The organism is Pseudomonas sp. TH49 (genome assembly GCF_016650625.1).
Taxonomy (GTDB): Bacteria; Pseudomonadota; Gammaproteobacteria; order Pseudomonadales; family Pseudomonadaceae; genus Aquipseudomonas; species Aquipseudomonas fluorescens_H.
Genome location: NZ_JAEKFL010000002.1, coordinates 1,474,868 through 1,489,300 on the forward strand (window position 1 = coordinate 1,474,868; position 14,433 = coordinate 1,489,300).

Here is a 14,433-nt window from a genome sequence, read left to right on the forward strand (position 1 = left end):
TGGTGTGGGGACTCTGTCCCCGGCACGTGTTTTTTCTGCATGAGAGCGTCCGATGTTGCGCATTTCCCTGCTGTCCTTCGCCGTCCTGCTGGCCGGTTGTTCGTTGATTCCCGAGTACCAGCGCCCTGCCTCACCGAGCGCGGCGCAGTATCCGCAAGGCACCGTTTACCCGGCACCAACACAGGCTGCACCGCGCACTGAAGACTGGCGCACACTGTTCAACGACCCGGCGCTGCAACAGTTGATCGAAAGCGCGCTGGTCAACAATCGCGATCTGCGGGTGGCGGCGCTGAACGTCGAAGCGTTCCAGGCGCAGTACCGGATTCAGCGTGCCGATTTGCTGCCGGCGGTGTCGGCCACTGCCAGCGAATCGCGCCAGCGCATGCCGCCCAGCGTGACCCGCGGCAAAGCGCTGATCAATTCCACTTACGCGGTGAATCTGGGCGTCAGTGCCTATGAACTGGATTTTTTCGGCCGGGTGCGCAGCCTCAGTGAGCAGGCGTTGCAAACCTGGCTGGCGACCGAGCAGGCGCGGCGCAGTGCCGAGCTGAGTCTGGTGGCCAACGTCGCCAACGCCTACCTGACCTGGCGCGCCGATCAGGAGCTGCTCGAGCTGAGCCGCCAGACCCTGGCCGCCGATGAGCAAAGCCTGCGCCTGACCACGCGCAACCGTGACGCTGGCAAGTCCTCGGCGCTGGAGCAGGCGCAGGCGCAAACCAGTGTCGACAGTTCGCGGGCCAATCTGGCGCGTTATAAACGCCAGGTGGCGCAGGATCTGAACAGCCTGACGCTGCTGGTCGGCGCTCAGGTCCCCGAGAAACTGCCGGCGCGGCCACTGTCCAGCGATCTGGTGCAACAACTGCCGGCCGGGTTGCCGTCGGATCTGCTGCAACGACGCCCGGACATTCTTCAGGCCGAGTACAAACTGAAGGCGGCCAACGCCAATATCGGCGCGGCGCGGGCGGCGTTTTTCCCCAGCGTCAGCCTGACCGCCAGCGCCGGCACTTCCAGCCGCGACCTCTCCGGACTGTTCAGCGGCGGATCGGGGGGCTGGACTTTCCAGCCACAAATCAACCTGCCGATTTTCAATGCTGGCAGCCTGCGCGCGAGTCTGGATTATTCGAAGTTGCAGAAAGACGTGGCGGTTGCCGAATACGAGAAATCGATTCAAACCGCGTTTCAGGAAGTCGCCGATGGCCTGGCGGCGCGCAGCACTTATCAGCAGCAATTGCAGGCGCAGCGCGACCTGGTGCAGGCCACTCAGGACTACTACAACCTGGCACAGCACCGTTATCAGAATGGCGTCGACAGCAGTCTGGTGTTCCTCGATGCGCAACGTTCACTGTTCAGTTCGCAACAGGGTCTGATCACTGACCGGCTGGCGCAACTGGTGGCCGAGGTCAATCTGTACACCGCGCTGGGCGGCGGCTGGCGGGCCGATGAGGCGAGTGTTCAGTAGTCACTCGTCACTTTTTCTTACACCTTTTGTCGCCCGATCCTGCGCCGCGCGGCGATCCGTGGCCGGGGTCTGCCTTCAGTTTGGTATCATGCGCCGCTTTTACGGTTAACCCCCCGCCAGTCCTGCCGACTGACGGGCTGCAAAAGGCGGTATTAGATGACGGCTTTGTTGACTCGCCGCAAGGTGCTTGCGGGAATGGGCGTGCTGGGCCTGGGCCTGCTCGCCGGCTGCGACACCCGTGGCCAACTGTCGTACAAGTACGGCAAGGACCTGAGTGACAAGATCCTCGGACGCACCTTCAAGCTGAAGAACACCGACGGCGAAACCATGACGCTGTCGAGCTTTCGCGGGATGATGCCGATGATCTTCTTCGGCTTCACCCAATGCCCGGCGGTGTGCCCGACCACCCTCGCCCGCGCCGCGCAAATCAAGAAACTCATGGGCAAGGACGGCGACCGTCTGCAGGTGATCTTCATCACCCTTGACCCGGAACGCGACACGCCGCAGATCCTCGACGCCTACGTCAAAGCCTTCGACCCGAGCTTCGTCGCACTGTACGGCACGCTGGAAGAAACCCAGGCCACCGCCAAGGAATTCGACGTGTTCTTCGAGAAAGCGCCGGCGGGCGACACCTACACCATCTCCCACACGTCCACCAGTTACGTCTACGACTCGCGCGGCCAGTTGCGCATGGGTCTGTCTGTATCGCTTTCGGCACAAGAGTGCACGGAAGATTTGCTCACCGTTATGGAGGTCTGCTGATGCACCCCGTTTTGAACAACATCAAACGCGCCGTTTTCGCTGTGTCCCTGCTGGGCCTGGCTTTTCAGGCTAGCGCTCAGACCAGGGTCGACGACGCCTGGGTGCGTGCGACCGTGCCGACCCAATCGGCCAGCGGCGCGTTCATGACCGTCACCGCTGACAGCGACAGCAAACTGCTGAGCGTTGCCTCGCCGGTGGCCAAAGATGTGCAGATCCACGAAATGTCGATGAAGAACGACGTGATGAGCATGGGCCCGGTCAAATCGGTCGACCTGCCGGCCGGCAAAGCGGTCACCTTCGACCCGAACGGCTACCACGTAATGCTGATGGGTCTGACCGGCCAGCTCAAGGAAGGCGAAAGCGTGCCGCTGACCCTGACTGTGGAAAACGCCAAGGGCGAGAAAGAAACCGTCGAAGTCAAAGCTGAAGTCCGTGCGCTGACGCACATGGAAGGTCACGATCACAGCAAGATGCATTGATCTGACTTGGCGGCAATAAAAAGGGGCGGCCTGATCGATGATCAGGTCGCCCCTTTTTTTGCGCGTTACGCGTCTCGCGCAATCGCCAGCGAATCACTGTCCTGCTTGTTCAAATCCAACTGTGCAGTCATTCGAGGATTTCGCGCCAGCAACCGCTTGATCCTGCCCCGCGATGCTTGACGCAAATAACGCTTGCTCAACTTCTCCAGGTGCAGGTCCAGACCACTGACCAGAAGCATTTTGCGTTTGGCGCTCTCGGCCTTCAGCAGGTAGTAGACGACCAATCCCGCCGGCGCGCCCCACCAGTTGAAGAACGCCCCCGCCACTGCCGAGGTCGCCAGGCAGGCAACATACGGGAGGCTGACCGGGATGCGATGAATGAATTCTTCGTGAAGCATTTTCCCCTCCGACAGCGGCGTGAGCCGACCCTCGCAGTGGTTGAACACACAGATCGCGCTCTTGCGTTCGCCACCCGGCAGGCAGCCGTAGAGTACCGAGATCTCTTCGCCCCGCTTGACCGGCAGATGCTTGTTGAACAGATCCAGCGGCAGATCACCCTGTGCAGTCCTGACCCAATACCGATCCTGATACTCGCCGGCAGGCATCAAAAACCGTTCATGGCGAACCATCGTTCCTCTGAAATCACCGAACTCGATGACGACCTTTCCACTTGTGAACGCTTGCATGGCTATACCGAACTGAAACTGATCTGGGTTTCGTGGTGAACCTCGCCGTTGACCAAGGTCACGACCGTTCGTTGTTCGCCTTTAGGGGTGTCGCGCATGTCGATTCCTTGAGCATTCCACGTCGGACGACGTGCAGAGGGAAAGTCCGTTGGGCTCGAATGCTACTGAGTGGCCATTAGGCTGTCCAGAAACAACCCGGTCGAGGTTTATGGAAAGCTTGCTTTACATAAGGAAAAATTTTAGCAAGTATGTAAAGGGTCTTTTACACAGGAAGTTGAAGAATGAACCGGTACTACCTTGAAATGGGCGCGGCGTTGATCCTCTATATGCTGGTGTTGACGGCCTCAGTGATCGCTACGCAATACCTGACGGATGCCAACATGATTCTGCGTTCAGCCGTCGCGCTGACACCGATTATCCCGGCAGGATTGATGTGCTGGAGCATCGTGCGCAACATGCGGCGCATGGACGAAATGCATCTGCGTATACAGTTCGAAGCGCTGGGATTTGCATTCGCCGCCTCGGCGCTGCTGACCTTCAGTTACGGTTTTCTGGAAAACGTCGGCGCCCCACACATACCGTGGACTTGCGTGTGGCCCGTGATGGGCGCCATGTGGATTCTCGGCCTGCAAATCGCGCGACGTCGCTACCAATGAAAAATCGCCTCAAGGCACTCCGCGCCGAGCGCAACTGGTCGCAGGTCGATCTGGCTGAACGCCTCAAGGTGTCGCGCCAGACGATCAACGCCATCGAAAACGAGCGTTATGACCCTAGCCTGCCACTGGCGTTTCAGATTGCCCGGGCGTTCGAGTTACCGATTGAAAGCATCTTCGACGACGGTTTGGACTGATCGCCGAATTGGCTGACGGTGGGCGATGCCTCAGAGTTGTCAGCTGCCGGCATCGCCATGCGCTTCTTCGATTCCAGCTGCCGTCGTGGTGTGGCTTTCATACAGTGCGGGCGACTTCCTTAAACAGCCTGAAACAATAAATCTGCCGTCGACAGCAGCGCGCCCATTCGCCGCTATCGGGCTGACACGAACGCCGGTCATGGCTTCAGGCCCTTTACCGCGCTTGCGAGAGCAGATCAGCCGCGTGTTTAAAAGGGCGATCAGACAGCCCACCCTTGGTATCATCGCGCACACTTTTATGACGGTTTGATGGCTGGAAGGTCTTTTTTGTGAGCGTTCTTTTGCGTTGGTTGCGGCAGCCGCATGCCCGCCTGTTTTCCTTGATTCTGCTGGTGCTGATCGTGCCGGTGTGCCTGCGCGCGGCGCTGGGCTGGTCGTCGCCGCTGGGCTATTTGTCCGACCTGGCCATTGGCAGTTTGTTGGTGGTGTCGCTGCATCGTCGCGCGTGGTGGCTGGCGTTGCCGTTGCTGCTGTTCTGGGGGTTGCTGGCGGTGGCGACGGCCGAGTTGGTCAGCGCTGTCGGCCGGCTGCCGAATCCTACCGACCTGCATTACCTGATTGACCCGCAGTTCGTGGAAAACTCCACCGGTGGCGGTTTCGCCCATCCGGCGCTGGGGGTTGCCCTGCTGCTGGCGCTGCTGCTCTGGTTGCTGACGTGTTTCGCCAATCGCGCGCAACCCGCTGCTGCCCTGCCCCGCGCCGTGTGGGCCGCACCGGCGCTGCTGTTCGCCGCGCACTGGGGCGTGCAAAACCAGTGGCCGAGCGAAGAAGATCCATGGCGCATGTACAACCTGCCGCATCAATTGCTCGCCGCGCAAGTCGCCGACCTGCAGTTGCAGGCCGAGGAATGGCTGGACGGTGACGTCGAACCCGCCGCGCCACAGATGGCCGGGCTGACGGATCTGGATCTCAACGGCCACAAGCTGCTGGCCGCGCCGGGGCAGGCGCGCAACGTGCTGATCATCGCTCTGGAAGGCATTCCCGGCGCTTACATCCGCGCCAATCGCGAGGCCATCGGCAGTCACTATCAGGAAGACCTGATGCCCAACCTCAGCCGCTGGGCCGAGCGTGGCATGAACACCCCGGATTACGTGCTGCACACACACCAGACCATTCGCGGCCTGTACGCCATGCTTTGTGGCGATTACGACAAGCTCAACAACGGCACGCCCAAAGGCGTTGAAATGCTCACCCAGCAGGAGCGCAATCAGGCCTGCCTGCCGGCGCAACTGCGGCAGAACGGCTTCAGCACTCACTATCTGCAAGGCGCCGGTCTGCGTTTCATGGCCAAAGACAAGATCATGCCGCACATCGGTTTCGATGCGACCCATGGTCTGGAATGGTTCACCAACGCCAACTATCTGGAATTCCCGTGGGGCAAGGATGACAAAGCGTTCTTCGAAGGCGCGCTGGATTACGTTGGCCAACTGAAGAAGCAGAAAAAACCTTGGATGCTCACCCTGTTGACCGTCGGCACCCACCAGCCCTACTCCGCACCGGAAGAGTATCTGGCGCGCTACGAGACGCCGAAACAGGCTGCCGTCGGTTACCTGGACGATGCGCTGGAGCAGTTCCTAAGCGGTCTCGAACGCCAGGGCGTGCTCAAGGACACGCTGGTGGTGATCACCTCGGACGAATCCCACGGCATTGACGGCGTGCGTCTGGCGTCGTCGTGGGGCTTCAACCTGACGCTGGCGCCGGAACACGAGCAACTGCCGCGACTGAATGCCGGGGTGTACGGTCATGTCGATCTGAGCGCGTCGATCCTCGACTATTTCGATCTGCCGGTGCCGTCGGCGCTGAGCGGCCGTTCGCTGTTCCGCGACTACGACAGCGGACGCGAAATCATGTCCTACACCAACGGCAAACTGCGCTACCACAACGGCCAGGGAATCTTTTCCGAGTGCGACATGCCGCGCCGTTGTCGCTACTACGAAAGCGCCGGTTTCATTGCCGAGCGCGCCACCTTCAAGGGCACCGAAAGCAGCCAGCAGGCCCGGCAGATAGCCGCGCGGGCCATGGCGCTGGACCTGTCGCTGCTGCGCACCCCGCTCAATCAGCGTTACCAGTTCGGCAGCAACAACGTGATCCCGCTGCAGGCGCAGATCAACGATGACTGGGCCGACAACCTGATCGGTGCGCAATACCTGGAAATGCCCAAGGGCTCGCACACCCGCGTGCGCCTGACCGTGCGCTCGGTGGATCCGCAGCAGGCGGCGTACATTCAGCTCAAGGCCAAGGAGTTCGAACAGGACGTGCAACTGGGCCTGCCGACCGAGATGGTTGCCACGGCCGATCAGCCGCTGGAGATGGATTTCAGCTTCGACAACCCGCAACCGCGCAAGGCCTTTTCGTTCCACTTGCTGGGCTATGGACTGGGTGCGGTCGAGGTCACGGATTTCAGCGTGATTACCGAGTTGCCGGGGCAGGAAGATCCGCTGGATGCGCTGCCGGATGATGACACTGCGCAATCGAGCTGATAACCCCCGTGTAGGAGCTGCCGCAGGCTGCGATCTTTTGATTTTGTTTTTTCAAGATCAAGATCAATAGATCGCAGCCTGCGGCAGCTCCTGCAGGGGGAAGTGTTAACAGGTCAACTAATCAGAACGTCGTACGCAACCCCACCTGAATGCTGCGCCCTTCTGCCGGTGCAATATCGCGCAGGATCGAACTGGCGTAACGCACGGTCTGGTTGGTCAGGTTCTCGGCGTTGACGAAGGCCAGCCATTTGCTCTGGCCGACATCGAAGTGATACCCCACATTCGCCCCCAGCGTGGTGTAGCCATCGGTGCTGCTTTCGTTGGTCGGCACACGATGCTGCGAGCTGGCGTGTTCGATATCGATCCGTGCCTGCCAGCGATCCAGTTCCCACAGCAAACCGCTGTTCAAGCGCAACGGCGCAATGCGCGGCAGATCCTGACCGTTGTCGAGATTCTTGGCGCGGGTGTAATCGCCCGACAGCTCCAGCGCGAATTTGCCGTAGGCATTTTCGCCAAGCGTCCAGCGATCCTGCGCCTCGATGCCGCTGAAACGTGCACGCACGCCCGAGTAGGTGTATTCGGGAATCCCGCCGGCGTCCTCTTCGCCTTCGTCATTCAGGGTGCGGCCGGTGCCGAGCAAGCCGATGTAGTTGGAGAAGTGGCTGTAGAACACGCCGACACTGCCCTTGTGCGTGCCGTTATCGAAACGCAACGCGAGGTCGCTGGACACGGCTTTTTCTTTCGACAGCCCGGCATCGCCGACTTCATAGGTGCCGGTCGCGACGTGGGCGCCGTTGGCGTACAACTCATAGAAGGTCGGTGCACGCTCGGTGTAGCCGAGTGTCGCGGCGACCGACCAGATCGGCGTCAGCGTGTAGACCGCGCCGGACGACAGGCTGCCGGCGGTGAAACGGCTGGAGCGGTCGGCATTGGCGAAGCGCTCGTTGCCTTTGGCGTCCGGGTCGACCGTGGTGTGTTCCAGTCGCCCGCCGAGGGTGAACAGCAGGCGCTCGGTGGCTTGCAACTCTTCCAGAATGAACAGTGCGCCGGCGTCGGTATCGGTGTGCGGCACAAAGGCTTCTTCGCCCAGCGCCGAGAATTCGTTGCGGCTGACCTGGGCGCCGACCACCCCGTTGAACGGGCCCAACGGCTGATGCCGGGCCTCGACCCGTGCTTCGTAACCCTTGTTCTTGAACGTGGTACCCACCTCGCCGCCCTCGATTTCCCGGTGCTGGTAATCGGTGTAGCCGGCGTCGAGCTTGATCGAGCTGAACGGCCCGTCGAGATTGCGCATTTCCGAGGCGAATGCGTAATGCTCCTGCTGCATGCGGATGCGCACGTCGTCTTCGGCGGGCGAGCCGTAGTTCGAATCGTAATTGCTGTAGGACAGACCGGCGTAGCCGTCACCCCAGGTGTAGGAACCGCCGACGGCACCACCGTCCTGACGACCGTCGCTGTTGGCCAGCCGATGCTTGCGCGAATCGCCGTCGTCGTTGGCGCGTGCCGCGCCGGTCTTGGCGTAGCCGGGAATCTTCAGGTCGTTGAACTCACGGGCGCTGGCGTCCAGATGCAAGGCGAACTGACCGTTGCCGGCCTCCAGTTTCCCGGCGCTGCTGCGGGTGGTGTCGGCGCCGCCGTAGCGCAACTCGCCGGCCCCGTGGATGCCGTCGATGGCTTCGGTGGGGATGCGGTTATCGAAGGTGTTGACCACCCCGCCAATCGCACTGCCGCCATACAGCAACGCTGCCGGGCCACGGACGATTTCAATGCGCTCGACGTTGACCGGGTCCAGTGGCACCGCGTGGTCGTACGACAGCGACGAGGCGTCCAGCGCGCCGACACCGTTACGCAAGATGCGAATGCGATCACCATCCTGACCGCGAATGATCGGCCGACTCGCGCCGGGGCCGAAGTACGACGAGGACACGCCGGGCTGCTTGTTCAGGGTCTCGCCGAGGCTGCCCTTCTGTTGAAACGTAAGGTCGTCGCCGCTGAGGACGGTCGAGGGCGATGCCAGAGTCTGGCTGCCCAAAGGGTTGCCGGTGATGACTTGCGGTTGCAACTCGAGCGGCTCGGCGGCAAACACCGGTGAGGCGATCAGCAGCGCGGCAGCCAGCGGAGTCAGGCATCGATGAAGGGGTTGGGAACGGGCAGGCATTTCAAAACTTCCGTGAGCAGAAAAGTGAGGATCGCTGCCGGCGTGTTGCAAACAATACCGGCAGAAACAGAATGAAATCTTTTTTATGTTATACAATAACATTTCTTTCTGTCATCACGATTCTTCCAATTCGTTTTGCAGCAAGCGCTCAAGCACGCGGATTTCAGGCCTGATTCAGGGAATCAGGCCGCCTGTGCAATAGCTCAAAGACGCTGAAAGACTGTGCCTATCAGCCTCCAATAGTCGGCCTATTAGCTGGTTGCCCGAGTCGGGTCTAGCCTTACTACTCCGAAGTCGGCACGAGCCGGCCGTACAAGACCTGATAAGGACTCGAACATGGCAAACGAATCGAAATGCCCGTTCAACCACGCCGCCGGTGGTGGTACGACGAACCGTGACTGGTGGCCGAATCAACTGAACCTGAAGATCCTCAGCCAGCACTCGCCCAAGTCCGATCCGCTGGGCAAGGACTTCGACTACGCCAAAGCCTTCCAGAGCCTGGACTTCCAGGCCCTGAAACAAGACCTGCGCGCGCTGATGACCGACTCCCAGGACTGGTGGCCCGCCGACTTCGGCCACTATGGCCCGCTGTTCATCCGCATGGCCTGGCACAGCGCCGGCACCTATCGCACCGCCGATGGCCGCGGAGGCGCCGGCTCCGGGCAACAGCGTTTCGCCCCGCTCAACAGCTGGCCGGACAACGTCAGCCTCGACAAGGCCCGCCGACTGCTATGGCCGATCAAACAGAAATACGGTCGCAATATTTCCTGGGCTGACCTGATCGTACTCACCGGTAACGTCGCGCTGGAATCCATGGGCTTCAAGACTTTCGGCTTCTCCGGCGGTCGTCCCGATGTGTGGGAACCGGACGAAGACGTTTATTGGGGTTCGGAACACGAATGGCTCGGTGGCGACAGCCGCTACGGCAAGGACAAATCCGCCATGCAGGAACCCGGTGACGGCACGCTGGTAGCCGAACCGGACCTGCACGGCAAAGAGCAAAGCCGCACCGATCAGGGCGAACGCAATCTGGAGAACCCGCTCGCCGCGGTGCAGATGGGCCTGATTTATGTGAACCCGGAAGGCCCCGAGGGCAACCCAGATCCGGTGGCTTCGGGTCGCGATATCCGCGAAACCTTTGGCCGCATGGCGATGAACGACGAAGAAACCGTGGCGCTGATCGCTGGCGGTCACGCTTTCGGCAAGACCCACGGTGCCGGCCCTGCCGACAATGTCGGGCCTGAGCCGGAAGCGGCCGGCCTGGAAGAACAAGGCCTCGGCTGGCGCAACGCATTCGGTACCGGCAAAGGCGCCGACACCATCACCAGCGGCCTGGAAGTGACCTGGACCACCACCCCGACCCAGTGGAGCAACAACTACCTGGAAAACCTGTTCGGTTTCGAGTGGGAACTGTTCAAAAGCCCGGCCGGTGCGCACCAATGGAAACCGAAAAACGGCGCGGGGGCCGGCACCGTTCCCCATGCGCACGATCCGAGCAAAAAGCTCTCGCCGACCATGCTCACCTCCGACCTGGCGCTGCGCTTCGACCCGATTTACGAGCCGATCGCCCGACGCTTCCTGGCCAACCCGGATCAACTGGCGGACGCTTTCGCCCGCGCCTGGTACAAGCTGATCCACCGTGACATGGGCCCGCTGTCGCGCTACCTCGGCCCGGAACTGCCCAACGAAGAACTGCTGTGGCAAGACCCGATTCCTGAAGCCACTCACCCGCTGATCGACAGCAACGATGCGGCGGCGCTGAAAAGCAAAGTGCTAGCGTCGGGACTTTCCGTTTCGGAGCTGGTTTCGACGGCATGGGCCGCCGCATCGACCTTCCGTGGTTCCGATAAACGTGGCGGCGCCAACGGTGGCCGTCTGCGTCTGGCCCCGCAGAAATTCTGGCAGGCCAACCAGCCGGAGCAACTGGACAAGGTGCTGAAGACCCTTGAGGGCATTCAGAACGAGTTCAACGCCGGCTCATCCGGCAAGAAAGTTTCACTGGCGGACCTGATCGTGCTGGCGGGTAACGCCGGGGTCGAGCAAGCGGCGAAAAACGCCGGGCACTCGGTCTCTGTGCCGTTCAATCCAGGTCGAACCGATGCGACTCAGGAGCAAACCGACGTCGAGTCGTTTGGTTTCCTCGAACCGATTGCCGATGGTTTCCGTAACTACAGCAAGGGCAAATACACCGTTTCCGCCGAAGCGCTGCTGATCGACAAGGCGCAACTGCTGACCCTGTCCGCGCCGGAAATGACCGTTCTGGTCGGTGGTCTGCGGGTATTGGGGGCGAACGTCGGGCAAAGCCGGCATGGTGTGTTCACGTCGCGCACTGAAACCCTGAGCAACGACTTCTTCACCAACCTGCTGGACATGGGCGTGGAGTGGAAGCCGACCTCACCGGCAGCGGACGAGTTCGAAGGACGCGACCGTAAAACCGGCAGCGTGAAGTGGACGGCGACGCGGGTTGATCTGGTGTTTGGTTCCAACGCAATCCTGCGTGCGCTGGCCGAGGTGTATGCGAGTTCTGACGCGAAGGAACAGTTCGTCAAAGACTTCGTGGCGGCGTGGGCCAAGGTGATGGATCTGGATCGGTTTGATCTGAAGTAACGCAATAACCCTGTAGGAGCTGCGGCACGCTGCGATCTTTTGATCCTGATTCAAACAACCAGAATCAAAAGATCGCAGCCTCGTTGCACTCGACAGCTCCTACAGGGGTTTGTGCACTACGCAAATAACTGTGGGAGCGGGCTTGCTCGCGAATGCGGTGTACCAGTCGACATCTCCGTGTCTGACACACCGCTTTCGCGAGCAAGCCCGATCCCACATGTCGTTACGTGTTACGCCAGGCTTTTGCTCACCACTTCGTACACATCGCTCGACAACTGCCCCGAAGCCAGAATCCGCTCCAGCTCAGCCTTCATCAACGCCTGACGGGCGCTGTCGTATTTACGCCAGCGGGTCAGTGGCGCCAGTTGGCGCGAGGCGATCTGCGGGTTGAAGCCGTTCAGTTCGATCACCAGATCCGCGAGGAAGCGGTAGCCCGAACCGTCGGCAGCGTGGAAGTTGATCAGGTTCTGCCCGGCAAACGCACCGACCAGCGCACGCACCTTGTTCGGGTTCTTGATGTTGAACGCCGGGTGCTGCATCAAGGCTTTCACGCGTTCCAGACCGCCCGGCAGCGTGCTGCCGGCCTGCACGCTGAACCACTGATCCATGACCAGCGGGTTGTCCTTGAAGTGCTCGGCGAAGGTCGCCAGTGCTTTGGCCTTTTGTTCTTCGAACGGCGAGTTGACCAGCACCGCCAGCGCGGTCAGGCGCTCGGTCATGTTGTCGCTGTTTTCGAACTGTTCTTGCGTAGCGACCAACACTTCCGGCTTGCCGCTGAGCATCAGGTACGACAGCGCAATGTTCTGCAGCGCGCGACGGGCAAAGTGCTCGGCCTCGGCCACATACGGCGTTTGCTTCGACAGATCACGGTTGGCCTGGTAACGCAGCCACAGCGCTTCGAACAGGTTGTCCGCCAGTTGCTTGCGGGCAAACTCGCGAGCGGTGTGGATCGCCTCGACATCCGCCACTTCGCTGATTTCGGTCAGATAGGCTTCGCTCGGCAGCGAGAGCATTTCGGCGACCATGGCCTGATCCAGCGACTCGTCGGACAGCACGGTTTTCAGCGCCGAGATCAGACGCGGATCGAGCACCAGGCTCTCGCCCTTCTGCTGCTGGGCGATCAGTTCCTGCAGCACCTGCACCGACAGCTGCTGACCGGCATCCCAGCGATTGAAGCCGTCACTGTCGTGCTGCATCAGGAACATCAACTGGTCGCGGTTGTACGGGAAGCTCAGTTTCACCGGTGCGGAGAAACCACGCAGCAACGATGGCAGCGGGTGTTCAGCGATGTCGACGAAGGTGAAGGTCTGCTCAGCCTCGGTCACCGAGATCACGCGGCTGGTGCCCTGGGCCGATGCTTCACCGGCCAGACGCAGGGCAATCTCGTTGCCTTTGCTGTCGAGCAGACCGAGTTCGACCGGGATCACGAACGGCAGTTTTTCCACCTTGTCCGGGGTTTCCGGGCAGCTCTGGCGGAAGGTCAGGCTGTAGGTTTTCGCCGCGGCGTCATACGACTCGCTGACCGCCAGACGCGGTGTGCCGGCCTGGCTGTACCAGCGCTTGAACTGGGTCAAGTCGACACCGTTGGCGTCTTCCATGGCCTTGACGAAATCGTCGCAGGTCACAGCCTGGCCGTCATGGCGTTCGAAGTACAGGTCACTGCCCTTGCGGAAACCTTCGGCGCCCAGCAGGGTGTGGATCATGCCGACCACTTCCGAGCCTTTTTCGTACACGGTCAGGGTGTAGAAGTTGGAAATCTCGATGAAGCTGTCCGGACGCACCGCGTGAGCCATGGGACCTGCATCTTCGGCGAACTGGTGGGTACGCAGGTACGCCACGTCCTGAATGCGCTTGACCGTGGCCGAGTTCATGTCCGAGGAGAAACCGGCGTCGCGGAATACGGTAAAGCCTTCCTTGAGCGACAGCTGGAACCAGTCGCGGCAGGTCACGCGGTTGCCCGACCAGTTGTGGAAGTATTCGTGGGCGACGATCGCCTCGACCCGCTGGTGCGCAGCGTCGGTGGCGGTTTCGGCGCGAGCCAGCACGGCGCTGGAGTTGAAGATGTTGAGACCCTTGTTCTCCATCGCACCCATGTTGAAGTCGTTGACGGCGACGATCATGAAGATGTCCAGATCGTACTCGCGACCGTAGACCTCTTCGTCCCAGCGCATCGACTTCTTCAGGCTGTTCATCGCGTGCTGGCACTTGTCGATGTTTTCCGGCTCGACGTAGATGCGCAGCGCGACATTGCGCTGGGTCATGGTGGTGAAGGTGTCTTCGACGCACCACAAATCACCAGCCACCAGCGCGAACAGGTACGCCGGCTTCATGAACGGGTCTTCCCAAGTCGCCCAGTGCCGGCCATCTTCGCCAGGGCCCGAGGCAATCGGGTTGCCGTTGGACAGCAGCACCGGATAGCTGTGCTGTTCGGCGACCACCGTGGTGGTGAACTTGCTCATCACGTCCGGGCGGTCGAGGTAATAGGTGATTTTGCGAAAGCCTTCGGCCTCGCACTGGGTGCAGAACATCGTGCCGGACTTGTACAGGCCTTCCAGCGCGGTGTTGGTTTCCGGGTGGATCCTGACGCTGGTGTCGACCGTGAAGCTGGCGCTGGCCGGTTGCAGGGTCAGGGTGTTTTCGGTCAGCTGATAATCGCCGGCGCTCAGTTCCTGGTCGGCCAGGGTCACCGACAGCAGCTCCAGTTGCTGGCCGTCGAGCACCAGCGGCGGCAGGCCCGGGCCACGCTCCGGGTTGCGGCGCATCACCAGTTGCGCGTGGACCAGGCTGTGGTCCTCGAACAGCTCGAAGGTCAGGTGCGTCTCGTCTATCAGGTACTCGGGTGCCTGATAGTCCTTCAGGTAAATCATCTTCGGTTGTTCGGTGCGCATGCTG

At 61.0% G+C, this 14,433-nt stretch carries 10 protein-coding genes; 7 read left to right on the forward strand and 3 right to left on the reverse strand.

Features of this window, described 5'->3' with window-relative positions:
- Positions 1-52: 52 nt before the first annotated feature.
- From JFU48_RS23985 to JFU48_RS23995, 3 genes are all read left to right on the forward strand, one after another.
- Positions 53-1,459, forward strand: a complete 1,407-nt coding sequence (locus tag JFU48_RS23985; RefSeq protein ID WP_201137896.1) for an efflux transporter outer membrane subunit — start codon at positions 53-55, stop codon at positions 1,457-1,459.
- 156 nt (positions 1,460-1,615) lie between these two features.
- The gene (locus JFU48_RS23990) at positions 1,616-2,221 is read left to right on the forward strand and encodes an SCO family protein (protein ID WP_201137897.1); all 606 of its coding nucleotides are present in this window, start codon (positions 1,616-1,618) and stop codon (positions 2,219-2,221) included.
- Positions 2,221-2,700 (forward strand): copper chaperone PCu(A)C, encoded by a 480-nt coding sequence (locus tag JFU48_RS23995; protein WP_003224198.1) that lies wholly within the window; start codon positions 2,221-2,223, stop codon positions 2,698-2,700. Before JFU48_RS23990 ends, JFU48_RS23995 begins: the two co-directional genes overlap by 1 nt.
- Before the next feature lie 65 nt (positions 2,701-2,765).
- Here JFU48_RS23995 and JFU48_RS24000 read toward each other — a convergent pair whose 3' ends face one another.
- Complete coding sequence (locus JFU48_RS24000) at positions 2,766-3,386, reverse strand: hypothetical protein (protein ID WP_242486704.1); 621 nt, start codon at positions 3,384-3,386, stop codon at positions 2,766-2,768.
- 281 nt (positions 3,387-3,667) lie between these two features.
- On the opposite strand from JFU48_RS24000, the gene JFU48_RS24005 reads away from it, so the two are divergent.
- The 3 genes from JFU48_RS24005 to JFU48_RS24015 all read left to right on the forward strand — a co-directional run bounded on the left by JFU48_RS24005 (position 3,668) and on the right by JFU48_RS24015 (position 6,776).
- A complete protein-coding gene (locus JFU48_RS24005) occupies positions 3,668-4,042 on the forward strand; it encodes a hypothetical protein (RefSeq protein WP_003224193.1) in 375 nt (124 codons plus the stop codon).
- Entirely contained in the window at positions 4,039-4,236 is a 198-nt protein-coding gene (locus tag JFU48_RS24010; protein WP_098968294.1) for a helix-turn-helix transcriptional regulator, read from the forward strand. Before JFU48_RS24005 ends, JFU48_RS24010 begins: the two co-directional genes overlap by 4 nt.
- 329 nt (positions 4,237-4,565) lie before the next feature.
- The gene (locus JFU48_RS24015; RefSeq protein ID WP_201137898.1) at positions 4,566-6,776 is read left to right on the forward strand and encodes a sulfatase-like hydrolase/transferase; all 2,211 of its coding nucleotides are present in this window, start codon (positions 4,566-4,568) and stop codon (positions 6,774-6,776) included.
- A gap of 121 nt (positions 6,777-6,897) precedes the next feature.
- Here the strand turns inward: JFU48_RS24015 and JFU48_RS24020 are convergent, their stop codons facing one another.
- On the reverse strand, positions 6,898-8,934 hold the full coding sequence (locus JFU48_RS24020; RefSeq protein ID WP_201137899.1) for a TonB-dependent receptor: 2,037 nt from the start codon (positions 8,932-8,934) through the stop codon (positions 6,898-6,900).
- 336 nt (positions 8,935-9,270) lie between these two features.
- Here JFU48_RS24020 and katG point away from each other — a divergent pair, with 336 nt between their 5' ends.
- A complete protein-coding gene (gene katG, locus JFU48_RS24025) occupies positions 9,271-11,541 on the forward strand; it encodes a catalase/peroxidase HPI (RefSeq protein ID WP_201137900.1) in 2,271 nt (756 codons plus the stop codon).
- Between the two features lie 230 nt (positions 11,542-11,771).
- Here the strand turns inward: katG and pepN are convergent, their stop codons facing one another.
- Entirely contained in the window at positions 11,772-14,429 is a 2,658-nt protein-coding gene (gene pepN / locus JFU48_RS24030; protein ID WP_201137901.1) for an aminopeptidase N, read from the reverse strand.
- Positions 14,430-14,433: the final 4 nt, after the last annotated feature.